The sequence below is a fragment of the Marinobacter sp. bablab_jr008 genome, from assembly GCF_016464145.1.
Taxonomy (GTDB): Bacteria; Pseudomonadota; Gammaproteobacteria; order Pseudomonadales; family Oleiphilaceae; genus Marinobacter; species Marinobacter nauticus.
In genome coordinates, this window is sequence record NZ_JACDWW010000088.1 from 14,400 (window position 1) to 39,556 (window position 25,157).

Annotated in this window: 21 protein-coding genes; 3 read left to right on the forward strand and 18 right to left on the reverse strand. The window is 58.9% G+C overall.

The genetic code is table 11. From position 1 onward, the window contains the following. Nucleotides 1-57 precede the first annotated feature (57 nt). On the forward strand, nucleotides 58-2,529 hold the full coding sequence (plsB, locus tag JIF53_RS17865; protein ID WP_199453785.1) for a glycerol-3-phosphate 1-O-acyltransferase PlsB: 2,472 nt from the start codon (nucleotides 58-60) through the stop codon (nucleotides 2,527-2,529). Nucleotides 2,530-2,547: 18 nt separating this feature from the next. Here the strand turns inward: plsB and JIF53_RS17870 are convergent, their stop codons facing one another. From JIF53_RS17870 to ppc, 6 genes are all read right to left on the reverse strand, one after another. Further along, a complete protein-coding gene (locus tag JIF53_RS17870) occupies nucleotides 2,548-3,384 on the reverse strand; it encodes a class I SAM-dependent methyltransferase (RefSeq protein WP_199453787.1) in 837 nt (278 codons plus the stop codon). Next, nucleotides 3,384-3,773 (reverse strand): UDP pyrophosphate phosphatase, encoded by a 390-nt coding sequence (locus JIF53_RS17875; protein ID WP_199453789.1) that lies wholly within the window; start codon nucleotides 3,771-3,773, stop codon nucleotides 3,384-3,386. Before JIF53_RS17875 ends, JIF53_RS17870 begins: the two co-directional genes overlap by 1 nt. Nucleotides 3,774-3,860: 87 nt before the next feature. After that, nucleotides 3,861-4,562: a tRNA (adenosine(37)-N6)-threonylcarbamoyltransferase complex dimerization subunit type 1 TsaB gene (gene tsaB, locus JIF53_RS17880; RefSeq protein ID WP_199453792.1), complete on the reverse strand. Its 702-nt coding sequence runs from the start codon at nucleotides 4,560-4,562 to the stop codon at nucleotides 3,861-3,863. A gap of 33 nt (nucleotides 4,563-4,595) precedes the next feature. Continuing rightward, entirely contained in the window at nucleotides 4,596-5,249 is a 654-nt protein-coding gene (gene adk / locus JIF53_RS17885) for an adenylate kinase (RefSeq protein WP_011785699.1), read from the reverse strand. Nucleotides 5,250-5,475: 226 nt separating this feature from the next. After that, the gene (locus tag JIF53_RS17890; protein WP_199453794.1) at nucleotides 5,476-6,846 is read right to left on the reverse strand and encodes an HDOD domain-containing protein; all 1,371 of its coding nucleotides are present in this window, start codon (nucleotides 6,844-6,846) and stop codon (nucleotides 5,476-5,478) included. Between the two features lie 61 nt (nucleotides 6,847-6,907). Next, nucleotides 6,908-9,553 (reverse strand): phosphoenolpyruvate carboxylase, encoded by a 2,646-nt coding sequence (gene ppc, locus JIF53_RS17895; protein WP_153741221.1) that lies wholly within the window; start codon nucleotides 9,551-9,553, stop codon nucleotides 6,908-6,910. 102 nt (nucleotides 9,554-9,655) lie between these two features. Between ppc and JIF53_RS17900 the strand changes: the two genes are divergently transcribed. Beyond that, entirely contained in the window at nucleotides 9,656-9,892 is a 237-nt protein-coding gene (locus JIF53_RS17900; RefSeq protein WP_199453796.1) for a hypothetical protein, read from the forward strand. A gap of 71 nt (nucleotides 9,893-9,963) precedes the next feature. Here the strand turns inward: JIF53_RS17900 and JIF53_RS17905 are convergent, their stop codons facing one another. The 5 genes from JIF53_RS17905 to cysM form a co-directional block, all read right to left on the reverse strand. Next, on the reverse strand, nucleotides 9,964-10,308 hold the full coding sequence (locus JIF53_RS17905; RefSeq protein WP_011785703.1) for a hypothetical protein: 345 nt from the start codon (nucleotides 10,306-10,308) through the stop codon (nucleotides 9,964-9,966). A 148-nt stretch (nucleotides 10,309-10,456) separates the two neighbouring features. Further along, entirely contained in the window at nucleotides 10,457-11,296 is an 840-nt protein-coding gene (gene mazG, locus JIF53_RS17910) for a nucleoside triphosphate pyrophosphohydrolase (protein WP_121208441.1), read from the reverse strand. Then, on the reverse strand, nucleotides 11,293-13,530 hold the full coding sequence (relA, locus tag JIF53_RS17915) for a GTP diphosphokinase (RefSeq protein ID WP_114433638.1): 2,238 nt from the start codon (nucleotides 13,528-13,530) through the stop codon (nucleotides 11,293-11,295). The genes mazG and relA overlap by 4 nt, the downstream gene beginning before the upstream one ends. Before the next feature lie 78 nt (nucleotides 13,531-13,608). Beyond that, nucleotides 13,609-14,958, reverse strand: a complete 1,350-nt coding sequence (rlmD, locus tag JIF53_RS17920; protein WP_199453803.1) for a 23S rRNA (uracil(1939)-C(5))-methyltransferase RlmD — start codon at nucleotides 14,956-14,958, stop codon at nucleotides 13,609-13,611. 26 nt (nucleotides 14,959-14,984) lie between these two features. Further along, nucleotides 14,985-15,878 carry a cysteine synthase CysM gene (gene cysM, locus JIF53_RS17925; protein WP_199453810.1) on the reverse strand — a complete coding sequence of 298 codons (894 nt, stop codon included), beginning with the start codon at nucleotides 15,876-15,878 and terminating at the stop codon, nucleotides 14,985-14,987. Nucleotides 15,879-16,097: 219 nt separating this feature from the next. Here cysM and JIF53_RS17930 point away from each other — a divergent pair, with 219 nt between their 5' ends. After that, entirely contained in the window at nucleotides 16,098-18,968 is a 2,871-nt protein-coding gene (locus tag JIF53_RS17930; protein ID WP_199453812.1) for an ATP-binding protein, read from the forward strand. A 7-nt stretch (nucleotides 18,969-18,975) separates the two neighbouring features. Here JIF53_RS17930 and pdxJ read toward each other — a convergent pair whose 3' ends face one another. From pdxJ to lepA, 7 genes are read right to left on the reverse strand one after another with little or no spacing between them, the layout of a single operon-like run. Further along, a complete protein-coding gene (gene pdxJ / locus JIF53_RS17935) occupies nucleotides 18,976-19,710 on the reverse strand; it encodes a pyridoxine 5'-phosphate synthase (RefSeq protein ID WP_199453814.1) in 735 nt (244 codons plus the stop codon). After that, nucleotides 19,707-20,447, reverse strand: coding sequence for a DNA repair protein RecO (recO, locus tag JIF53_RS17940; protein ID WP_199453816.1), 741 nt, complete (start codon nucleotides 20,445-20,447; stop codon nucleotides 19,707-19,709). Before recO ends, pdxJ begins: the two co-directional genes overlap by 4 nt. 7 nt (nucleotides 20,448-20,454) lie before the next feature. Continuing rightward, the gene (gene era / locus JIF53_RS17945; protein ID WP_199453818.1) at nucleotides 20,455-21,372 is read right to left on the reverse strand and encodes a GTPase Era; all 918 of its coding nucleotides are present in this window, start codon (nucleotides 21,370-21,372) and stop codon (nucleotides 20,455-20,457) included. After that, nucleotides 21,372-22,061 carry a ribonuclease III gene (gene rnc, locus JIF53_RS17950; protein ID WP_199453819.1) on the reverse strand — a complete coding sequence of 230 codons (690 nt, stop codon included), beginning with the start codon at nucleotides 22,059-22,061 and terminating at the stop codon, nucleotides 21,372-21,374. The genes era and rnc overlap by 1 nt, the downstream gene beginning before the upstream one ends. Then, complete coding sequence (locus JIF53_RS17955) at nucleotides 22,058-22,444, reverse strand: DUF4845 domain-containing protein (RefSeq protein WP_199453821.1); 387 nt, start codon at nucleotides 22,442-22,444, stop codon at nucleotides 22,058-22,060. The genes rnc and JIF53_RS17955 overlap by 4 nt, the downstream gene beginning before the upstream one ends. 26 nt (nucleotides 22,445-22,470) lie before the next feature. After that, nucleotides 22,471-23,262 carry a signal peptidase I gene (gene lepB, locus JIF53_RS17960; protein ID WP_023007924.1) on the reverse strand — a complete coding sequence of 264 codons (792 nt, stop codon included), beginning with the start codon at nucleotides 23,260-23,262 and terminating at the stop codon, nucleotides 22,471-22,473. 12 nt (nucleotides 23,263-23,274) lie between these two features. Continuing rightward, nucleotides 23,275-25,077, reverse strand: a complete 1,803-nt coding sequence (lepA, locus tag JIF53_RS17965; RefSeq protein WP_011785715.1) for a translation elongation factor 4 — start codon at nucleotides 25,075-25,077, stop codon at nucleotides 23,275-23,277. Between the last annotated feature and the right edge of the window lie 80 nt (nucleotides 25,078-25,157).

A 25,157-nucleotide genomic window follows, 5' to 3' on the forward strand; every position in this document is an offset into this window, starting at 1 on the left:
GCTACCGCCCCAACCCGTTAAACTTGGCGCCTGTTTCCAGGACCGGAGTAAACATTTATGCGACTTTATCAGGGCATTCGCAGCCTGATCCTGTCTCTTTTCCGAAAGATCCTGTTTTTATGGGTCAGGACTGATGTCAGTGGCAATACCCTGGAAGCCCTCGGGCTGGACCCGGACAAGCCCGTCTGTTACGTGCTTCAGTACAGCTCGCTGTCGAGCCGCCTGGTGCTGGAGCAGGAAGTCATCCGGGCACGGTTGCCCGGCGCCACCGACACCTTGCCGGTGAAGAATGGGCCCTCGCATTCGTTTTTCTTCCTCTACAAACGCATTGGCGGCCTGTTCCGGGGCGGCCGGCACAAGCCGGTGCCTACCCGGGAGTTTACCGATCTGGTTCACTTCGGGCTGGAACACCCGGAACAGGATGTCCAGATTGTGCCCGTATCCCTGTTCTGGGGCCGCTCACCCGACAAGGAAAAGTCCCTGGTCAAGCTGCTGCTCTCAGACACCTGGTCGGTCGCGGGCCGCCTGCAGAAATTTCTGATTATTCTTGTGCATGGCCGCAACACCTACGTGCAGTTCAACCAGCCGCTGTCACTCAGGCAGGTGGTGGACGAGTATCGCGACAACGAACAGAAGGCCAACCGCAAGCTGGCGCGAATTCTGCGAACCCACTTCCGTCGTGTACGCCAGGCGGTGCTGGGGCCGGATTTGTCGCATCGACGCACCCTGGTGGAGGGGCTGGTACGCACCCAGGCGGTCAAGGAAGCTATCCGTGAGACTGCAGCGAAGGACGACATCCCGCCGGAGAAGGTCCGCGCCAAAGCATACAAATACGCCGACGAGATCGCCGCGAGCATGTCGATTGTCACTATTCGCTTCCTGGAGCTGGTATTGGCCTGGCTCTGGAACCGGATCTACAACGGCATTGCCATCCACAACATTGGGGTAGCCAAGGAAGCGGCACAGGACAACGCTGTGGTCTACGTACCCTGCCACCGATCCCACATCGATTACCTGCTGCTGTCCTATGTGCTCTACAAAAACGGCCTGATGCCGCCCCACATCGCGGCAGGCATCAACCTGAACATGCCCATCGTGGGGCCAATCCTGCGCCGTGGCGGCGCGTTTTTCATGCGCCGCAGCTTCAAGGACAACCCGCTTTACGCCACCGTGTTCAACGAGTACATGCATGTGATGTTCACCCGGGGCTACTCGGTGGAGTATTTCGTCGAGGGTGGCCGCTCCCGGACCGGCCGCATGCTGCCGCCACGCCCGGGCATGCTGTCGATGACCGTGCGCAGCTTCCTGCGGGATCACCGCAAGCCCATCGTTTTTGTACCGGTGTACATCGGCTACGAGAAGGTCATGGAAGGGCGCTCCTACCTCGGCGAGCTGCGCGGGAAAAAGAAACAGAAAGAAAGCATTTTCGGTCTCGCCAAGACCGCTCGCAAACTGACCAACTCGTTTGGCCGCGTTGCCGTCAACTTCGGTGATCCGATCCACCTGGACAAGGTGCTGGACGATGTTCACGAAAGCTGGCGCCACGAAGCCTATGACGCCGAGTATCGCCCGTCCTGGCTGAACCAGGCCGTTGATAATCTGTCCCAGCGTGTGGCCAGCAACATCAACGCCTCAGTGGCCGTGAACCCGATTGGCATGACGGCCACCGTTCTGCTGGGTACCGAGCGGCTGGCGATGGACGAGGGCCAGCTGATCCGCTTGCTGGACAAGTATGCCGACCTGCTGCGCGCCTATCCCTATGCCGAAACCATTACCCTGCCGGAAGGTACCGGCCGGGACTGGATTGCCTATTGCGAGAACATGGGACTGATTACCCGTCAGCCCCAGAAACTGGGCGACATTATTGCCCTGGAAGGCTCGAACGCCATCCTGATGACTTACTACCGCAACAACATCCAGCATCTGTTTGCTCTACCAGCGCTCATTGCCAGCCTGTTCGAGAACAAGGCCAGCCTGAGTCGGGAAAAGATCGTTTTCCTCACCAGTGTCGCCTATCCCTACCTGCAGTCAGAGCTGTTCCTGCAGTATGATCAGGAACAGGTAGACGCGGTGATCAACCAGTGGATTGATGTGCTGGTGGACCAGGGCCTGCTGATCAGGCTTGAGGATGAGCGGCTGGGACGGCCCGAAGAAGGTACCGAAGCGATGCTGCGGTCGCGGATTCTGTCCCGCTTCATCATCCAGACCCTGGAACGCTATCACATCACCCTGGGCATACTCAGAAAATATGGCTCCGGCAACCTGACGGCGGCGGAGCTGGAAGAACAGAGCACCTTGCTGGCGGAAAGGATGTCGATCCTGTTCGGCCTGAACGCACCGGAGTTCTTCGACAAGACCCTGTTCCGGAACTTCATCGCCAATATGCAGAAAAACGGCGTGCTCACAACCGATGAAGACGGCCGGCTATGCTACGGCGAGGGTCTGGATGAAGTGGCTGAAGATGCCCGTCTGGTTCTGAGCGTGGAGAAGCGCCAGGCTATCCAGCAGGTCACCATGCTCGACGCCTGACAGATCGTTGCGACACTGTCAGGCCGGCAGCGCCCGGATCGGATAGATGTCGTAGCGGCTGCTTTTACCCTCAACCCGCGCAGCCGGTTCCGGTCCGGCGATCGCGGGTGCCTTGCGGGGGCGCTTGACCACCACCCGATAGCGGGCACAGGCGAGCGCGGCTTCCAGCAACTGGCTGGCGTCGTCGTCATCACCCACCACCTGCCGGAACACCTGCATTTCCTTCTTGACCAGCGCAGACTTGTCCCGATGCGGAAACATCGGGTCCAGATAGACCACATCGACGGCCTCGGGTCCTGCCTGGTTCATCCAGTCCAGAGAACTGCCTGCGTGCAGCGTCATTCGCGCCGCGATTGGCGCACAAGTCTCATTCAGGGCCGCCCGATACAGACCATCCGCCAGCAGCGCATGGATGACCGGATTACGCTCAAACAGTGTCATCTGACAACCCAGGGAGGCCAGCACGAAAGCATCCTGACCAAGACCGGCGGTGGCATCCAGTACCTGCAGCGGAGCCCGGGTTTTCTGCAACCCTACGGCGCGCGCCACCAGCTGGCCGGCGCCACCACCGTGCTCCCGCCGGTAGCCCATCTTGCCACTGACAAATTCCGCCCTGACCGGCCCGGGCGCCCCCTTACCGGTTTGTTGTAACGCCAGCCCATGCTCGTCCATGAACAATAGAAGACCGTAGTTCCGAACCTGTTTGGGGGCGACCACGCCCAGCCAGTCAAGCCCCAGCTCGGTGGCAAGCGCACGGGCTACGCCCGGTTCAGCCAAGGGGCTATGAGCAACGGCCAGGATGTGACGGAGAGACGAGGAATCCGGAAGCTCGGTGTGAGAGGAAGACGACGGCATCAGACCAGAATATCAATTCCGCTCAGCACGCTGCCGCTCTCAAATTCCTGCCCGGCAGCGGCAACGCCGGCAAAAGCCGACAGCGCGCGGGCGGCAGGAAGCGGTAATTCGTCTGCGCGGAAGCGTTCAAGCCGGGCATCTTCTGCCGCGCGCCGGGCTTCGACACGCCGGCTGTCCAGTTCCGGCCCGGTACCACCGGGCTGTGCCGGATTACCGGGGGCGGCATCCCGATCCTGACGGGCGGTATTGAGCTGGTTGCGAACATCACCCGTGGCAAGTGCCTGGGGGGCCGCCGCCGGGGTGCGGGATACATCCGTGCGTTCCCGGGCCGGGGAGTTATTACCCGCCTGGTACAATGAAGGATTTGAGGGATTGATGCCGCCAATCATAACGCACCACCGGGGTGAGGATTCAGAGTCGTCATCGCATTATGGAGGATCTGGTGCAGAATGCAAAGACGGCGGTTGGAGCGGGGTTCACTCCCGACCGGGCAACTTCTTCCAGGCCACTTCGTCCCGGATATACACCGGTTGTGCCTGCTCTGCTGGCACCGCCTGCCCGTTCGACATTCCCTGTTCGGCCAGCTTCGCCACCTGGGCCGCTGCCGGCAACAACGTATCGTCAATGGCTGAGAGGCGTTCAACGAGCTCACCGGGCATCTGGTCTTTCAGGGTCCAGCCCTGACCGGCGCCGTACCAGTTGCCACCGGCATCCGTTGGCAGAGTCACCGCATCAGGCGGGCAGACCCGCTCCTCGCTCAGCAACACTGGAAGCCCCGCCTCACAGCGGAACGCGCCCCAGTACACCTCCCCCATGCGGGCGTCAAAGGCCACCGCAACGCTGTCGCCCTCTTGGAGGGCATGGGTTTCGATCGCCGCGAGCGCCACCGCCGCCAGGGACGACACCGGAACCACGGGGATATCCAGCCCCCAGGCCAGCCCCTGTACCACACCGGTTGCGATCCGCAGACCGGTGAAAGAGCCAGGGCCCCGGGCGAACGCCAGTGCATCGAGATCGGAGGGGGACAAGCCCTGCTCCGCGCACAATTCGCGAACCATGGGCATCAACAGGCGGGTGTGCCCCCGTGGGGCCACCTCGAATCGCTCGGTCACCCGGCCATCCAGCCAGAGTGCCGCGGAACAGCCCTCGGATGAGGTATCCAGTGCCAGAAGTTTCACAGAATCACGCCTCCGGGGCTGAGCCGGTTTCGATCACTTCAGTTGGGACAGAATCTGATCGCGAATACTGTCGAGGCTGCCAACACCTTCAACGCGCACATACCTGGGCGCATCGGCCGGGGCTTTCTCTGCCCAGCTCTGGTAGAAGCCCACCAGCGGCGCTGTCTGCTCATGATAGATTTTGAGGCGCTTGCGAACGGTCTCTTCCTTGTCGTCTTCACGCTGGATCAGCGCTTCGCCGGTCTCATCGTCTTTGCCTTCTACCTTGGGCGGATCGTATTTAACGTGGTAGATACGGCCACTGCCCTCGTGTACACGACGGCCAGACAGGCGGCTGACGATTTCTTCGTCTTCAACCGAGATTTCGACCACGTAGTCGATGGCGATACCCTGGTCTTTCAGGGCCTCAGCCTGGGGAATGGTGCGCGGGAAGCCATCCAGCAGGAAGCCGTTCTTGCAATCTGGCTGCTGGATACGCTCTTCAATCAGGGCAATGATGATGTCATCAGACACCAGGCCACCAGACGCCATAACCTCTTTAACCTGCAGGCCCAGCTCCGATTCGGCTTTGACCGCAGCGCGGAGCATATCACCCGTGGAGATCTGGGGGATCTCGAAACGCTCGGTAATAAACTGGGCCTGGGTGCCCTTACCTGCGCCTGGCGCGCCTAACATAATGATTCGCATAACGTTGTGCTCCCATTGCTTTATATTATCGTTTGAAAAGTTATGGCAAAGACCTCTGCCTTTGCGACAACCTCTCGACGGCTCCGGACCGTGTATCCGGCGCACACGCACAAAAACGAGGCAGCATTATACGAACTCACACCCGGCAGAGAAAGTCGACCTCCGTATCATTGTCCGAAAGCCGGGCTGTCAGCTGCCTCAACGGCCGGTGCAGGGCTGGGAATAATCAGGAAGCGAGGGAAGACGCCAGCACGTCCAGATCGGAAGCCACCTGGTCCATGTCGCTCTGAACCCGCTCCAGCACATCCGCCCGGAGCCCAAGGCTCTCAACCAGTGCCGGCAGGTCGTCAGGATTGAGTTCGTCACCGATACCACGCTCTTTGAGTATGGCATTGGCCAGCTGCACCATCTGGACATATTCCTCGTGCTCGCCATGGTATCCGATGTGCTGGTGCATGCCGGCGGCTTTGATCACGGCTTCCGGCAACTGCCACAGCCGGTGCAGAATACCGCCAATGGCACCATGACCAACAGCCAGAATATCCTGGCGCTCACTGTGGCCAAACACTTCCTGCTCGAGCGAGTGCATGCTTGCCTCCGGGTTGATTTCCCGCAGAGCATTGAGCTCTTCAAACTCCGATGGAAACAGATGGCCCACCAGCAGCAGGCCGAAGTTGTGCAGCAATCCGCACAGATAGGCGAGCCCTTTGTCGCGGCCGGAATAGGCGGCGAGGTTCTGGCACAGGAACGCGCAATAAAGCGAGTGGCGCCAGAAATTATCCATGCCGAGCATGCCTCCGCGGGGCACATCAAACGCCCGCACCGAGGCAATACCCAGGGCAATGTGGGCAACCCGGTCAAAGCCGAGGACCCGGGTGACCGCTTCCTGTACAGAGTTTATCTGGCCGGGGTAGTTGAACAGCGCTGATCGGGCATAGCGCATGATCTGCGCGGTCATACTGGGGTCAAATTCAATCAACTCGGCCAGCTCTTTGGCCGTCGCTTCTGTGTTGGCGGTCAGCCGCAGGATTCGCAATGCCAGAGCCGGCATTGGCGGCAGCCGATAAAGCTTTTGCAGTTTGTCTGCCACGTCTTCCAGAGTCAGGGCTTCGCGATCTTCCACGCCCTGACCACGAATAACCAGATGCCCCTGCCGGGCGCCAGCCTGAGCCAGGCGGAAGGCCCGGCCGTCCATTTCAACCAGGCTGTGGTCCGTGCCGCCGGAGAAGATCACACTTTCGGCTGTCACTACATCTTCATCCACCAGAACCGGCAGCTCCCAGGCGGCTCCGATCGGAGGTACGAATCCGGCGTCACAGTCTCCGAACAACCGGGAAGTCTGGCGCGCCGTCAGCGGCTGCATGCGCCGACCGGTGAACTGGTGCACGGCATCCATATCAAGCGTGCTGTCAAAACGGTGTACCACCATAACCACCCCATTGATATCGATCAGCAGGGTCGCCTTGATAAAGTCATGCTGGGGTTTACCCGAAGCAAGCACCGCCGCGTCCAGATTCGCAACGGGCTCCGTTTCCAGTGGCTGGTAGGTAATGCCCTTGCGGGCCAGAAAACGCGAAAGCCTCTCCGACAATGCCAACGGGGGTAACTCCTTAAAGCAAATGGGCCGGGGCTGTCCGGCCCCGGCCTTATTATGCACCTTAACCGGTATTTCGCATACCGGCAGAAATTCCGGCCATGGTCACCTTCAGCGCCCTCTCGACCATTTCCGGCACCTTTCCTGCCCCCTCGCTTTCCCGGTCACGCCTGAGCAATTCTGCCTGCAAATAGTGCAGCGGATCAGTGTAGGGATTCCGAACTTTCATTGAATGGGCAAACACCGGCTCCTGCTCCAGCAGAGTCTGTTGCTGTTTGAGCTCCAGCAGACGCTCAATGCAGCCCTGCAAACGCTGCCTCAGGCTCTGGCCAAGCGCCAGCAAGTGCTCGTCCTCAACCAGGGTCTGCTCGTAATAGCTGGCAATACGCAAATCTGCCTTGGCGAGGACCATTTCCAGCATATCCACGTAGGTGCGGAAGAACGGCCAGCCCTGCATCATCTCCCGCAGCTCGGACAGGCGGTCCGCCTGGGCCGCCTCTTCGAGGGCAACATCACTGCCCAGCCAGCTGGGCAGCATCAACCGCATCTGGGTCCAGGCAAAAATCCACGGAATGGCTCTCAGGCTTTCAACGCCCCCTGTGGCCTTGCGCCGGGCCGGCCGGCTGCCAAGGGCAAGTTTACCCAAAGCCGTTTCCGGTGTGACCTGGCGGAAGTAAGGCACAAAATCCGGATTCTCACGGACCACCTCACGGTAGGACCGCAGCGAACGCTCGGTCAGCCAGTCCATCACCTCGCGCCACTCATCCTTTGGCACAGGTGGTGGCGCCAGGGTCGCCTCAATCACCGCGGTGGTGTACAAGGTCAGACTCTGCACCGCCAGCCTCGGCAGACCAAATTTAAAGCGGATCATCTCGCCCTGCTCGGTAATCCGGAAGCTGCCGTTCACCGAGCCCGGCGGCTGGGACAGAATCGCCCGATTCGCCGGACCACCGCCCCGGCCTACGGTGCCGCCGCGGCCATGAAACAGAGTCAGATGCACTCCATACCGATTGGCCACTTCGGTCAGCTTCTCCTGGGCCTGGTACTGGGCCCAGGCCGCCATCAACTGGCCGGCATCCTTCGAGGAGTCTGAATAGCCGATCATCACTTCCTGGCGCCCGCTGCAGTATTCCCGATACCAGTCCACCTCGTACAGGGCCGCCATACTGTCGGGAGCCCCCTTGAGATCATCCAACGTTTCGAACAGCGGCACAACGCGCATGGGGAAAGTCATCCCCGCTTCCCGCAGCAGCAAAATCACGTTTAAAACGTCCGAGGGCTTGCTGGCCATGGAAATCACATAGGAACCCAGGGCTTCCGGTGTCTGGCCAGCGACCACCTCGCAGGTTGCCAGCACCTCGCGCACCGGCTCGGAGGGTTGCCAATTCCGGGGCACCAGGGGGCGCCGCCCCTTCAGTTCCTTGACCAGAAACGCCTGGCGCTCCTGTTCCGACCAGGACAGATAGTCACCCAACCCCAGGTAGTTCACCATCTCTGCCACCGCCTCGGCGTGGCGTGAGGCCTCCTGGCGGATATCCAGTCGGATCAGTGGCAGGCCGAAGGTGTGCGCCCGGCGAATGGTATCCAGCAGCGGACCATTGGCAATGGCTTCCAGCCCGCACTCCATCAGGGAGCGATAGCACAATTCCAACGGCCCGGTGAGATCCTCATTCTCGAACAGAATGCCCGAATCGTCTGCCGGCTCGCCCTTGACGCTGGCTTCGGCCCAGTCCCGGGTCTTGATCAGGCGTTCCCTCAACTGGGCCAGCACCTGGCGATACGGCTCCCGGGAATCTCCCACCTCGGCCCGCAATTCATCGCTTGCCTGCCACATGGAAAGCTCTGCTCTCAGCGCCTGGATATCGCGCAGATAGAGATCTGCGGCCATCCAGCGACCAAGCAGAAACACTTCCCGGGTCACTTCGTGGGTGACATTGGGGTTGCCATCACGGTCTCCCCCCATCCACGAGGCAATTCGGATCGGCGACACCTGCAACGGAAGCCCCTGACCGGTCGCCTCCGACAGCGAGGTGTCCAGGCTACGGAGAAATTTCGGCAGCGCCTGCCAGAGACTGTTCTCGATAACGGCGAAGCCCCACTTGGCCTCGTCCACGGCGGTCGGCCTTTCATGCCGAATCTCGTCGGTATGCCAGGCCTCGGCAATCAACAGCGACAACCGGTCAACAATTTCCTCCCGTTCACCGGGCATCAGGTCGTCATGATCCAGCCTCGACAGGCAATCGGACATTTCATCGTACTTGAGGATCAATGTACGCCGGGCCACTTCGGTGGGGTGCGCGGTGAGCACAAACTCTATGCGTAAATCTGCAACCTTCCGATGCAACTCTTGCGGGTCTATCCCCCCGGACTTCAGCCGATCAAACACGTCCCCCAGGGATTCCACCATCAGATCTGACGGATGCCCCTGCTTGCGACGAATTCCATGGTACTGCTCAGCCAGGTTGGCAAGATTAAGGAACTGGTTAAAGGCTCGGGTCACCGGTAACAGCTCATCATCGCTGAGCTGGCCCAGGAGCTTCACCAGGCGTTGTCCGGAACCGCTTTCCTGGCGCCGGTCAGCCTTGGCGGCGGCGCGGATTTCTTCAATGCGGTCGTAGCAGTCCTGTCCGGGGAATCGGAGTATGCTCTGGCCAAGCAGATCGCCCAGCAAACGTACGTTTTCTCGAAGATCCGGGTGCAGTTCGGTCACGGCAGGTTCCTTCTGAATTGACGGAAACAATCTAAACTTACGATACTAGGGAGCAACGCAGAAAGTCTATTGACGATTCAACCACTTCGCTCAGGAGCTGACATGAAAGTGACCGATCTGCCCCAGCATTGGGAAAAGGAAAAACAGGCCCAGGAGCGCAGCCATGAATACAACCTGCGCCTGCCTCTGGAAGATGCCGCACGGATTGCGGCCCTGGCGGAACTCTACCCGGACCGGAGCGAAAGTGAGATCCTGAACGACATGATTGCCGCCGCTCTGGACGACCTGATCAGCCAGGGCCCGCTGAAAGACCGATTGGCAGAACAGAAGAAGTCGTAATACAAACAACAACGCCGGGCTGAGCCCGGCGTTGTTGTTACAGAATCTATGGCAATGGGTGTTGGCAACCGTCAGGCAACCGACTCCAACTGGCGGGCCTTGAGGCGCTTGATGTGTTTCTGGCTCAGGGCAACGAATTGCGGCGTCAGGCCTTTGTCCTCATAGATTTCAAAGCCATCCTCGTCGTAAGCCACAACCTTCTCACCCTGAACGTAGGGGAAACTGGTTTCCAGCTCGTCGAGAGCGGCGGAGATCAGATCCCGCATCAGATCCTGAGTGGACTTCATCGGATACAGTGCCGCAAGCTTCTGCAAACGGTCATGATGCTGGTCAGCCAAAGACAGATAGGCGGCATCCCGGGTCAGTCTTCCACGGCCGTGTTTATCCCAGTGCTTGACCAGATCTTTGATCTTCATGGTGCCTTCACTCCTGCATCTTGTTTGATGGCACAACGCACTTTTTCAGTGCGACTGTTCCCGGAAGTGTAGACGAAGAATGACAGGCCGGTGACGGAAAATTGGTAACGGATTGTACCTATCGGTGACGGTTTCCAGTTCCGCTTCCCTACTCCTTTTCCACCCCTTTCACGCTCTGCCACACGGCATCCAGCGCTTCCAGGGTTTCTTCATCCAGATTACGACCTTCTTTTTCCAGCACCCGCTCAATGGCACGGAACCGGGCATCAAACTTGTGATTGGTTCGCTTCAGGGCCTGCTCGGGATTTACTTTCAGGAAACGTGCCAGATTTACGCAAACAAACAGCAGGTCACCCAGCTCGTCCTCAACCGCATCCAGATCTCCGGTACCGGCCTCGGCCATTTGCCAGGCTTCCTTCAGCTCATCGATCTCTTCGTGAAGTTTGTCGAACACCGGGCCGATATCCGGCCAGTCGAAGCCATGCCGGGCCGCACGCCGTTGCAGTTTTTCCGCCCGGGCCATGGCCGGCAGGGTGCGGGCAATACCGTCCAGACGGCTGGCCGGAGTATTCGCCACCGGTTTCTCAGCACGCTCCTCGGCCTTGATGCGCTCCCAGCTTTCCTTGATCCAGGCTTCGTCGGGTCGATTATCCGGATCGATACGGCTCTCCAGCGTGCCCCCCGGAAACACGTGGGGATGGCGCCGAACCAGCTTGCGAACCAAATGGTCAACAATACCATCAAACTCAAAGTGTCCGGCTTCTTCTCCCATGCGGGCATAGAAGATGACCTGGAAAAGAAGATCTCCCAGTTCGTCTTTCAGATGTGGGAAATCCTCCTGCTCGATGGCATCAGCGACTTCGTAAGCTTCTTCAATCGTGTGGGGCACGATGCTGGCAAAGGTCTGTTTGGTGTCCCAGGGGCAACCGGTGTCCGGATCCCGGAGCCGGGCCATCAGGTGTTTCAGATCTTCGATGCTGTAACTCATCCGCGTTTCCGCCTTACGTCGATGATGTTCGGCAGGTTCCGAATCTGGGCCAGCAGCCGCGCCAACTGCTCCAGGCTGGAGATTTCCACCGTCACCCGCATAGTGGCCGTGTTTTCGTCTTTGTTGGTCACGGTGTTGAGAGACAACACATCACTGCGGGACGAAGACAGCACCTGGGTGATATCACGCAGCAGACCGGATCGATCGTAGGCCTCGATTTCGATATCCACCGGATAGACCGCCGCGGGCTGCCCGCCCCAGTTCACTTCAATGATGCGGTTCGGTTCAAATTCCCGCAGGTTCAGGAACGTGAGGCAGTCCTGGCGATGCACGGTCACGCCGCGGCCCACGGTGATATAGCCTCCGATCGGGTCGCCGGGCAGCGGCTTGCAGCACTTGGCCACCTGAGTTTTCAGCTTGCCAACACCAAGTATCTGGATATCGGATTCAGTGTCGTAGGGCTTTTTCCGGTTCGGGGTCAGCTTAAGATCCAGCTGTTCGGACCGGGGCTCCAACAGTTGCTGAGCCACATTGGCCACATGAGTAGGCCGCAGGTCTCCCGCCCCGATGGCGGCAAACATATCATCAATGCTGTGGTAGTTGACCTTGGCCGCCAGTTGTTCCAGCTCCACATCAAACAGCGACAGGCGCTTGAACTCATCTTCCAGAATAGCGCGGCCGTCAATGACATTGCGGTCACGGTTCTGCTGTTTGAACCAGTGTGTAACCTTCGCTCGGGCCCTGGACGTCTGAATATAGCCCAGGCTCGGGTTGAGCCAGTCCCTGCTGGGAGCCGGATTATTGGAAGTCAGAATAAATACCTGATCCCCGGTCTTGAGCGGGTAGGTCAGCGGAACGATGCGGCTGTTCACCCTGGCACCTCGGCAGGCATGACCAATTTCGGTATGCACCCGGTAGGCAAAATCCACCGGCGTGGCGCCCTGGGGCAGGTCTACCACATGGCCTTCCGGCGTAAACACATACACCCGGTCTGAGGCCACGTCGGATTTCAGGTGATCCGCCAGTCCGGAAATGTCACCCAGCTCCTCCTGCCATTCCAGAACCTGGCGCAACCAGTTGATCTTGGCGTCGTAGCCGGTGGATTTGTTCCTGGTATCGGTGCCCTTGTACAGCCAGTGGGCACACACACCCAGCTCCGCTTCTTCATGCATGGCATGGGTACGAATCTGCACCTCCATGACCTTGCCTTCCGGGCCGATCACAGCCGTGTGCAGCGACTGGTAACCGTTCTCCTTGGGGTTGGCAATGTAGTCATCAAACTCGTTGGGAATGTGGCGCCACAGGGTGTGAACAATCCCCAGCGCGCCATAGCAATCACGCACTTCCGGCACCAGAATGCGCACGGCACGGACATCGTAAACCTGGGAAAAATCGATTCCCTTACGACGCATCTTCCGCCAGATACTGTAGATGTGCTTGGCCCGCCCGCTGAGCTCGGCCTTGATACCGGAAGCCTTGAGCTCGGTTTGCAGGGTATCAATCACCCGGCGGATGTAGCTTTCACGGTCCAGCCGTTTCTCATCCAGCAACTTGGCGATTTTCTTGTACGCAGAACCATGCAGGTAGCGGAACGAGAGATCTTCCAGCTCCCACTTGATGTGGCCGATACCAAGCCTGTGAGCCAACGGGGCATAGATGTCGAAGACTTCCCGGGCCACGCGCATGCGTTTTTCTTCCGGCGCATCTTTCACTGCGCGGATAGCGCAGGTGCGCTCTGCCAGTTTGATGAGCGCCACCCGAACGTCATCAATCATGGTGACCAGCATCTTGCGGACATTGTCCAACTGGCCTTCGCTCTGCCCCAGGACATTGCCCTTGAGCGGATGATGGATGGACGAAATCGCAGCCATCTGCTGCACGCCGTTAATCAGCCCCGCCACTTCATCGCCGAATTCCTTGCGAACCTCTTCAAGCGGCACCCGTTCTTCACGCACCGCCCGATAGAGCACGGCGGCAACCAGGCTGGCCTGATCAAGATGCAGCTCTGCCAAAACCTGCGCCATTTCCAGACCGGTCCGGAAACTGCTGGCTCCGGGCGCCCACAAACGGTCTTCCCGGAACGCCTGAACGGCAATCTGGGCGGCTTTCTCACAAGCCCGCCGAAGCTGATCCGGATCCTCGAGATGAGTCTGTTCAGCGATGTGCTGCACGCAGCGGTCTATATCGACCTCGCCATCACCGCTGATCGAATAGTCTTCCCGAACTTTTACCATGGCAGAGCTTTACCCATTTGTTTTTCGGTTATTCTCACGGCCATCCTGGCCGTTCCGTTGCATACCCCCTAAACCCGGTCAGTCTGCGCTACGCTCAAACAACGCAATGGACTCAACGTGGGTGGTATGGGGGAACATATCCATCACACCGGCCTGTACCAGCCGATAACCGTTGCGCACCATCACCCCGGCATCCCGCGCCAGGGTAGCGGGGTTGCAGGACACGTAAACAATGCGGTTGGCACCGAAAGCAGTCAGATACTTACAGATCTCCTCCGCGCCCGAACGGGGTGGATCGATCAGAATCTTGTCAAAACCCTCTTTTGCCCAGGATTGCCCGGTGAAATCCCCGTGCAGATCTGCCCCGTGGAATTCCACATTGGAGAGATCGTTCAGGCGGGCGTTTTCACGGCCGCGAACCACCATGGCATCGTCGCCTTCCACACCCACAACCTGCCCGCCCTTGCGGGCCAGTGGCAGCGTAAAGTTGCCCAGGCCGCAGAACAGATCCAGTACCCGCTCTCCGGGCTGGACGTCCAGCCACTCGACCGCACGGTGTACCATATTGCGGTTGATGCCGGCGTTCACCTGGGTAAAGTCCATAGGATGGAAGGCCATGGTGAGGTCAAACTCATCCATACGATAGGTCAGGCGTTCATCGTCCCGCCCGCCGGATTCCGGCCAGATCCGGTGCACGGTGTCCGGGCCCTTGGGCTGCAGATAGATATGCAAGTCATGGGCCTGACCAAAGGCGATCAGCTTTTCCCGGTCGTCCGGCACCAGGTCATCCATGTTCCGGAACACCATGGCAGCCGTATCATCGCCACAGGCCACTTCTACCTGGGCAATCCGGTCAAATGCCGCCATGCCATGCAGCAACTCCCGAAGAGGCTCGATTCGCTCACCGATCCGGGGATCCAGTACCACGCAGCGGTCAATATCGGTCAGAAAGCTATTGCGCTTCTCCCGGAAACCAACCAGCACCGACTCCCGGGCCTTCACATAACGTACGCCCAGCCGCGCCTTGCGACGATAGCCGAGGCTATCCGGAGAACGCATCGGAGCCACCCACTGCTCCGGTTCAATGCCCCCAAAGTGGGCAAAATGCTCGCGCAGAGTATTTTCCTTGAACCGTACCTGGGCATCGGCGCTCATGTGCTGAAGACTGCAACCACCGCAAAGATCGGCAAACTCACAGGGTGGCTGCTGGCGGTCAGGGGCTGCTTCCAGCACTTCGGTTGTGCGCAGCTCATCAAACCGGCTGCGGGTGCTGACCATTTTGGCCATCACGGTTTCGCCCGGCAGGGCTCCGTCAACAAACTGGGTTTTGCCATCAGCGCGGGCAATGCCCCGGCCATCGTGGCTCAGGGTCTCGATTTCACAACGCACGGGCTCCTTGGGCAGAACCTTGCGGCGACGCTTACTCATATAGAATTCTCTTGATTGGGGGCCACTCAGGCGCCGGGAAACACACCGGTGGAGAGGTAACGGTCTCCGCGGTCACAGATAATGGCCACGATCACGGCGTTTTCAACCTCACGGGACAATTTCAGGGCCGCTGCAATGGCTCCGCCGGAGGACACACCACAGAAAATGCCCTCTCGCTCGGCCAGTGCCCGCATGGTTTCCTCGGCTTCCTGCTGGCCAATATCCAGAACCTGGTCAACCCGGCTGGCATCGTAGATTTTCGGCAGGTAAGCCTCCGGCCAGCGGCGAATACCCGGAATTGACGCCCCATCCTCTGGCTGCAGGCCGATAATACGGATATCGGGATTGCGCTCTTTCAGGTAACGGGACACGCCCATGATGGTGCCGGTGGTGCCCATGGAGCTGACAAAGTGCGTAACCCGCCCGGCGGTCTGCTCCCAGATTTCCGGGCCCGTGGTGTGATAGTGGGCCGAAGGGTTATCGGCATTGCTGAACTGGTCCAGAACCTTGCCCTTGCCCTCGGCCTCCATTCGAATGGCCAGATCCCGGGCGCCTTCCATGCCCTGTTCACGGGTAACGTTCACCACCTCGGCGCCGTACGCGCGCATGGATGCGCGGCGCTCCTCGCTCAGGTTGTCGGGCATGATCAGCACCATCCGATAGCCCTTGATGGCCGCGGCCATGGCCAGGGCAATACCGGTATTGCCTGAGGTGGCTTCAATCAGGGTGTCTCCGGGCTTGATCTCGCCCCGGCGCTCAGCCTCCTGGATCATGCTCAAAGCCGGCCGGTCTTTCACCGAACCTGCCGGGTTGTTCCCCTCCAGTTTTGCCAGGATGACGTTACTGGTGTCTCCCGGCAGACGCTGCAGACGCACCAGGGGTGTATGGCCGACATAATCTTCAATGGTGGGGAAAATCATATTGATACCCTGTGATACACTTTCGGATTCGAATCATACGCGTTATGGCCGCCTTGTCCCAATACAGCTTGTCGCTATATCCATGACCTGCGGCTATAACTGTCTGTTTCCGGGATAACGGCCACGGTTATATCATTGCCGTTCAGCTATGCTGACAAGGAAGTATCCACCAGCAGGCGCTCCCTGCAGGCGGACAAGGTAATTTTACAGGAACACGGTATGCGACGTTGGGGCATTCGCAAGAAAGTACTGGTGGTAACTCTGGTTCCCACCCTGCTCACCACGCTGTTGTTAGGGCTATTCTTTACCTACAGCTGGGTGAACAACATTGAGAACCTGCTGAAGGATCGCGGTGAGTCCCTGTCCCGACAGCTTGCCGCAGGCTCTGAATACGGCCTGTTCACGGCCAATCGCAGCCTGCTGAGCAGCCTCTCCAACGCCCTTCTTGAAGAACAGGATGTTCGCTCCATCACCTTCTATGGCAGCGATGGCCAGCGCATGCTTCATACTGGCCCGGGCAGCGCTGAAACCGTGGCGATGGCACCGCTGGAACCCAACCAGCCGATCCGGGTGACCCACGACAGCAGCACTCGTTTTGTCACGCCGGTTCACCTTCAGGATCTGATGATCGAGACCATGCTGGACCCGGACGCCCGCCAGTCTGCGGCGAAGCGCCAGGCCCCGCTGGGCTGGGTTGCCGTAGAGATGTCCCACGTCCGTACCGAAAAGGAAACCTACAAGGCCTTGCTGATCTCGTTGCTGCTGGTGATCGGCGGCGTCCTGCTCAGCCTGGCCATTGCGCTACGGCTGAGCCGCGCCTTTACCGACCCGGTATTCCAGCTCAACGAAGCCGTAGCCAAACTCAAGGAAGGCAAGCTCGACACCCGGGTTTACACCAGTGCCGGCCCGGAGTTCGAACAGCTGGAGTCGGGGCTCAATGATATGGCCTCGGAATTGAGTAAGGCCCAGGCCGAAATGCAACAGAACATTGACCAGGCCACCGAAGACCTGCGGGAGACCCTGGAGACCATTGAAATCCAGAATATCGAGCTGGACTTTGCCCGCAAGGAAGCACTGGAAGCGAGCCGGATCAAATCCGAGTTCCTGGCCAACATGTCCCATGAAATCCGGACGCCGCTGAACGGCATCATCGGCTTCACCGAGCTGTTGCTGAAAAGCCCACTGCCCCGCCAACAGCGCGACCACCTGAACACCATCCGCAAATCCTCGGAAATCCTGCTGACCATCATTAACGACATTCTGGATTTCTCCAAGATCGAAGCCGGCAAACTGATACTGGACCGCGTGCCGTTCCAGCTCCGGGATATCGTTGAGGAAGTGATGGTCATGCTGGCACCGGCTGCCCACGCTAAAAACCTGGACCTGGTGCCACTGGTCTACAACGATGTACCGGACAACATCATGGGGGATCCGCTGCGAGTCAAGCAGGTGATCACCAACCTGGTGAACAATGCCATCAAGTTCACCCAGACCGGCGAAGTGGTATTACGGGCGAGTCTGGAAGACGAGGATGCCGAGCATAACCGGGTTACTCTGCGCCTGAGCATCACCGATTCCGGCGTTGGTCTTTCACGTGCCCAGCAGCAGTCACTGTTTAACGCCTTCAGCCAGGCCGATGCCTCCACTGCCCGCCAGTATGGCGGTACCGGTCTGGGGCTGGCGATTTCCAAACGGCTGGTTGAAGAAATGGGCGGCAAGATCGGCCTGGAAAGTGAGCTGGGCAAAGGTTCCACGTTCTGGTTTACCCTGACGCCGGAACTGTCCTCAACCGGCGACAGCTCCAGCCCCAAAGAGGCGCTCCGGGGCGAAAAGATCATCTATCTCGAACACCAGAAAACAACCGGACTGGCGGTGGAGCACCTGTTACGGGACTGGGGCGTGACCGTTGAACGGGTTGCCTCGCCCGGGGCGCTGCAGGAACAGGTAGAGGAGGCGCAACGGCGGCAGGAGGGCTACGCCGGCGCCATCATTGGCATTACCCGTCACTTGCTGAACTCCAGCCAGTATTGCAACCTGGTGCGTTCCCTGGAAGTGGAACGCGACTGTCGGACCCTGCTGCTGACGCCCACCCTGGAAACCCACGACACGCCACTGTCGGGCCTGGCCAGTGGTCACCTGACCAAACCGGTCTGCCGGGATGCCCTCTACGATGAACTGCTGCTGCTCATCCATGGCATTCAGTCGGGCAACCGAAGCACGCCGGAAGCCGCGCTGCCACTGCGGCAGGACAGTGGTTCCGGCACGCCCCGCATTCTCGCGGTGGACGATAACGAAGCCAACCTGAAACTGGTTATGACCTTGCTCAATGACTGCCGCCTGGAAGCCGAAGGCGCCTCCAGCGGGTTCGAGGCATTGACCAAGGTGCGTCAGAAGGCGTTTGACCTGGTGTTCATGGACCTGCAGATGCCGGGGATGGACGGCGTGGAAACCACGGCCCGCATCCGTGATCTGGACAGCGGCTCACATCACACCCCCATTATTGCCCTGACCGCCCACGCTCTGGCGGACGAACAGGAACGGCTGGCGCAACAAGGCTTCGACGGCTATATGCCCAAGCCGATCAGCAGCAGCCAGCTGGTGGAACTGATTCGCGAATACACCGGGTACGACTGCACCAATAGCGCCGACCGCTTCCGGGTCTCCGAGGTACGGGATACCCGCCGGACACTGCGGCCGTCAAACCGCCGGATGCAACAGGACTGCGTCAGTGTAGAAGAGAGCATTCAACTGGCGGCGGGCAAGGCCGATTTGGCGGAGGAGCTGTTCAGTATGTTGCTGGAGCAGTTGCACACCGATATCGACCGGGTTCAGGCGCTCTGGCAGACCGGTGACACCGAGCCTCTGCTTGAATGTGTGCATAAGCTTCACGGGGCGACCCGGTACTGTGGCGTTCCCGAGCTGCGCACAGCCGCCAACCGGTTCGAGACTGCCCTGAAGTGCGAGGCACCGGATCGTGAGCTGTTGAAAGATCAATTGATTGCCGCCATGGAGCGGCTGCAGATCTGGAGTGAGCAGACCGACTGGCAGCAACTGTTCCGGGAACAGCAGCGCCAGCCGGAAACCACCTGATTCCTGATCAGGCCCTAGCCCGGTCAAGAATCGCCTTCATGTCCCGTACGGCGTCTTTCAGGCCGGTAAAAACGGCACGGGCGATGATGGCATGGCCGATGTTCAGTTCATTGATACCGGGGATCGCGGCCACCCGCTCGGTGTTGTGGTAATGCAGACCATGGCCGGCATTCACAATCAGCCCCTTCTTGCGGGCATAGGCCACAGCATCGGCAAGCACTTTGAATGAGGCTTCCACCGCTTCGGGTTCCTTGGCCTCGGCATATTCACCGGTGTGCAACTCCACCACCGGCGCACCGCAGCGCACCGCCGCGTCGATCTGCACCGGGTCCGGATCGATAAACAAGGAAACCTCGGCGCCGATTTTTGCCAGACGATCGCAGGCCTTGGCCACCCGCTCTTCCTGGCCATCCACATCCAGGCCACCTTCGGTGGTGAGCTCTTCACGTTTTTCCGGCACCAGGCAGACACATTCCGGGCGAACCTGCTCGGCGAACGCCAGCATGGCGTCGGTCACCGCCATTTCCAGATTCATTTTGGTTTGCAGCACCTCCCGCAACAGCAGCACATCCCGGTCCTGGATATGCCGGCGATCCTCCCGGGGGTGAATGGTGATGCCATCGGCACCGGCCTCTTCCGCCACCAACGCCGCCTGCACGGGGTCCGGGTAACGGGTGCCCCGGGCCTGACGCAAGGTGGCCACATGATCAATATTCACTCCAAGCAGGACTCGGGTATTCATGATTCTCTCCCAGATGACGGATTCGAATGACTGAACAGGGAACGGCTGTGCAGCGGCCTGCCCTGCAAAAGGTAATCCACCAGCACCCGCATGACGCGCTTGGCGGTTTTACGGGGTGCTTCACTCATGAAATCGCCGGCCGCCAGTGCCAGCAATGCCTCACCCGGCAATTGGCGCAATGGCAACTCCGGCGCGAGATTAGAAACGATGCCCTGGCCCGGATCGTAGCCATAGAACTCGCCTGCCTGTACAGGCATACCGGTATCCGTGGTTTCGTCCCAGGCAAAATCGTAGCCCAGCGAGGCGGCAAACGCGCGCTCAAAACGCCTCAGTAACGGCTCCACATCATCCTGTGAAGACAGATCCGCCAGGGCCTGCAGCGTTTCAATGTAGCTGGCAAACAACGCGGGGGAGGGATCGGCCACCGGTAACACCCGCTGAACCAGTTCATTAATGTAGAAACCACTGTACAACGCGCGGGGTTGGCTGACCGCTGGCGCACTGCGCACTTCCAGCTGCACCAGGGTTTTCAGCTCACTTTTGCCGGTCCAGTCCACTAATAACGGCTGGAATGGCTGAAGCTGGGCCTTGAGCGGGCTCCTGGTGCTGTTGGCACCGCGGGCAACCACACTCATGCGGCCGTGATTCAGAGTAAACAGATCCACCAGCAAGGCGGTTTCGCGCCAGGGTCGCCGATGGACCACATAAGCGGGCTCTTGCTGCACCGCGCCCTTCATGGCGGCCTCAGAAATCGCTCATGCCCAGGCTCTTCAGAGCTCTGTCGCTGTCAGCCCAGCCTCGCTTGACCTTGACCCAGAGCCGGAGCATCACCTTGGATCCGAACATCCGCTCCATATCGACCCGGGCTTCCTGACCGATACTGCGCAGGCGGTCACCCTTATCGCCAATGATGATTTTCTTCTGGCCTTCCCGTTCGACCAGAATCAGTGCCGAAACATGCAGGGTTTTGCCCTGGTGCTTGAACTCTTCAATCTCCACCGCCACGGAATACGGCAATTCAGCGCCCAGTTGGCGAGTGATTTTCTCTCGCACCATTTCGGCCGCCATAAAGCGTTCACTGCGATCGGTAATCTGATCATCCGGGTAAAAGTGGACACTCTGGGGCAGAAAGCGGCCAACAGCCGATTCCAGCGGTTCCAGGTTGGTCTCTTTCAGTGCCGAAAGAGGAATGATCTCGGCAAAGTCCCGCTTTTTGGACAGAGCCTCCAGATGGGGCAACAACAGCTCCCGCTTCTCCAGCTTGTCGACTTTGTTGACCGCCAGAATAACCGGGCACTTCACCCGCTTGAGCTTCTCCAGCACCATCTCATCGGCGCTGGTCCACGCCAGCTGATCCACCACGAAGACCACCACATCCACGTCGATAAGGGCGGACGCGGCCGCCTTGTTCATATAGCGGTTCAGGGCACGGGGCTCATCCTCATGCATGCCCGGTGTATCGACATAAATGGCCTGTACCGGGCCCTCTGTCTTGATACCGAGCACCTGATGCCTGGTGGTCTGTGGCTTCCGTGAGGTGATGCTCAGCTTCTGGCCAAGAATGTGATTGAGCAGTGTAGACTTGCCCACATTCGGCCGGCCGACAATGGCGACGAAACCACAGCGGCTTTCCGGGTTTTCCGGGCGGGTAATATCAGTCATCAGGAATTCTCCACACCCAGTTGCTTGAGTGCATTTCGGGCGGCCTGCTGTTCAGCAACACGTCGACTACTGCCAGTGCCGGTGGTTTGACGGTCCAGCGAGGGCAAGGCGCAGGAGACATGGAAAGTCTGGTTGTGGGCCTCGCCGTCAACGGAAATCACTTCATAGCGCGGCAACGGAAATTGCCTGGACTGCAGGTACTCCTGCAACCGGGTTTTCGGATCTTTCTGGGTGTCCTGAATATCCAGGTTTGCCAAGCGCTGTTCAAACCAGCGCAACACCTGAGCCCGACAGGTATGAAAGTCGCTGTCCAGATAAATGGCCCCGATAATGGATTCCACGGCATCGGCGAGAATGGACTCACGGCGGAAGCCACCACTTTTCAGCTCTCCCGAACCGAGCCTCAGATACTGGCCCAACTGAAATTCACGACCGATCTCCGCGAGGGTAACCCCCTTGACCATACGGGCTCGAAGCCGGCTCAACTGCCCTTCCCGGGCCTTCTCGAAATGAAGATACAGATACTCGGCGATCACCATGTTCACGATAGAATCGCCCAGAAATTCAAGACGTTCGTTATTCTGGTTGCCAAAACTGCGATGGGTCAGCGCCAGCAGAAGCCGCTCCGGTTCCTTGAACTGGTAGCCAATGCGGCGCTGAAGTTGGTCTAGGTCTGGTTGTGAACTCACTGGCCCTTAAACTCATACTCATGCTGGAAGTGCACAACGGTGTCCACGTTCCGGAAGATGTTGTTGCGAACCTCGTAATCCACCTTGATTACCACCAGTTCGCCATTTTTTTCGACGGAAATATTCTTGGGATCAAAACCGTCGACATTGTTCACGCTCAGGCGCTTGTTGATCAGGCTGCGCACCTGCGCCGGGCCCATCTGTGACAGGCCTTCGGTACCATCCAGGCTTTCCAGCGCTTCCTGGATGGTGAAGTCATCCAGGTAGGCCGGCCCGATCTTGATCGCCAGAGTCAGCAGGCCACCAAAGAACAGGGCCATGATCATCATCGTCAAAGCGCCGCCCTGCTGCGTGTTCAGGCCTGCGGGATAGTGTCTTCTCATCGTTTTTTACTCCGGAACCATCAGAATTATTGGATGCCACCCACCCGATCAAAAGATGGCAGACTTGTCAGTGATTTCCAGTGCATCCAGATGGCAAAGGCCTTGCCCACCACCATCTCATCCGGCACCGTGCCCCAGAAACGGCTGTCGTTACTGTTGTCGCGGTTATCGCCCATGACAAAGTAATGGCCTTCAGGAACAACCCATTCTCCCTCACCGGAACCGCTCACCCGCCCCATGGTCAGGTACAGATCATGTTCAACCTCACCCAACTGTTCCCGCCAGCGTTCCATGGGGGGCAAGCGCGCAACGAAATCCCGGGGAACCGGCTCATCATTGATGAACAGTTGCTTGTTGCGGTAACGAATATGATCGCCCGGCAGGCCGACAACCCGCTTGATGTAATTGGTGGTGCCATCCTCAGGATAGCGGAAGACCATGACATCACCCCGCTCCGGATCGCCGATCTCAACAATCTTGGTACCGGCCACCGGCAGGCGCAGGCCATAGGCGTACTTGTTGACCAGGATAAAATCCCCCACTTCGAGGGTCGGCAACATGGAGCCTGAGGGGATCTGGAACGGCTCGATCAGGAACGACCGAAGCACCAGGACTACCGCCAGCACGGGGAAAAATGAGCGGCTGATATCCACCAGCCAGGGTTCCCGGTCCTCGAACTCATCGGCTGATTCGTCTACCTGGCCACCCTGCTCTGCGCCGGCAAGCCGACGCTTTCTCAGGAACGCGATGTCCGCCAGCCAGACCGCTCCGGTCACGAAAGTCAGAACCACCAGTACCAGTGGAAAATCAATGTCCATCCAGGTGCCTTTTTAGTTATCCACTTTCAATACAGCAAGAAACGCTTCCTGAGGCACCTCGACATTACCCAGCTGCTTCATGCGTTTTTTACCTTCCTTCTGCTTCTGAAGCAGTTTCTTTTTACGGCTGACGTCGCCACCGTAACACTTCGCCGTTACGTTCTTGCGCAGGGCCTTGACCGTTACCCGGGAGACCACCTGGGTACCAATGGCAGCCTGAATGGCAATATCAAACATCTGACGCGGGATCAGCTCTTTCATCTTCTCGATCAACTGGCGCCCTTTGCGGTGGGACAGATCCCGGTGCACAATCAGCGCCAGGGCGTCGACACGATCCCCGTTGATCAGCACATCCAGGCGAACCAGGTTGGCACTCTGGAAACGGACAAAGTGGTAATCCAGTGATGCAAAGCCACGGCTGGCCGATTTGATCCGGTCAAAGAAGTCCATCACCACTTCCGCCATCGGCAGCTCGTAGGTGAGCTGTACCTGTGTGGACATGAAGTGCATGTTCTTCTGCACACCGCGCTTTTCTTCACACAGGGCAATGACATTACCGAGGTGTTCCTGGGGTACCAGGATGTTGGCCTCGACAATGGGCTCACGCATTTCTTCGATGGAACCAATATCCGGAAGCCTTGACGGGTTGTCCACCGACAGGGTCTCACCCTGCTTGGTGACCACTTCATAGATTACCGTCGGCGCCGTAGTAATCAGATCCAGGTCGTACTCTCTCTCCAGCCGTTCCTGGATGATCTCCATGTGCAGCATGCCCAGGAAACCACAGCGGAAACCGAAGCCCAGAGCATCCGAGTTCTCGGGCTCAAAGAACAGCGAGGCGTCGTTGAGGGTGAGCTTTTCCAGGGCGTCCCGGAAATCGTCATAATCGTCGGCGCTGACCGGGAACAGACCGGCGTATACCTGGGGTTTCACCTTCTTGAACCCCGGCAGCATCGGGGTTTCTTCCGCAAACTTCTGGTGCACGATGGTGTCACCCACCGGCGCACCGTGGATGTCTTTGATCCCCGCAACAACAAAACCGACGTCACCGGCTTCAAGCACATCGGTGTCGGTCGGCTTGGGATTGAAGACACCAACCTTGTCGGCGTTCCAGGCTTTCTTGGTGGACTTGATAACGATCTTGTCGCCTTTACGCAATACACCTTCGGTCACCCGAACCAGTGACACCACGCCCAGGTAGTTATCAAACCAGGAATCAATAATCAGTGCCTGCAACGGCGCGCTGCGATCACCCTTGGGGGGCGGAATCTTTTTGATCAGATCCTCGAGTACATCCTCAACACCCAGTCCGCTTTTGGCACTGCAGCGCACGGCATCGGAAGCGTCAATGCCGATAATGTCTTCAATCTCCGCCGCAACCCGCTCGGGCTCGGCCTGGGGCAAATCCATCTTGTTCAGGACCGGCACCACCTCAAGGCCCTGTTCGATAGCGGTGTAGCAGTTGGCCACCGACTGGGCTTCCACACCCTGACCGGCATCCACCACCAGCAGCGCCCCTTCACAGGCGTACAGTGAGCGGGACACCTCGTAGGAGAAATCCACGTGGCCCGGGGTATCGATGAAATTCAGTTTGTAGGTTTCCCCATCCTTTGCCTTGTAGTTGAGCGTGACGCTCTGGGCCTTGATGGTGATCCCGCGTTCCCGCTCCAGATCCATGGAGTCCAGGACCTGTTCGGCCATTTCACGGTCTGTCAGGCCACCGCAGATCTGGATAAAACGATCCGCCAGCGTGGATTTACCGTGGTCGATGTGGGCAATAATGGAAAAGTTACGGATTCGGCTCAGTTCAGTCACAGACAATGATTACTCATATAAGACGTAGGATTGAGCCCGGAGGGGCCGCTACCGGGATCCGGGAACGGCGTGATTTTACC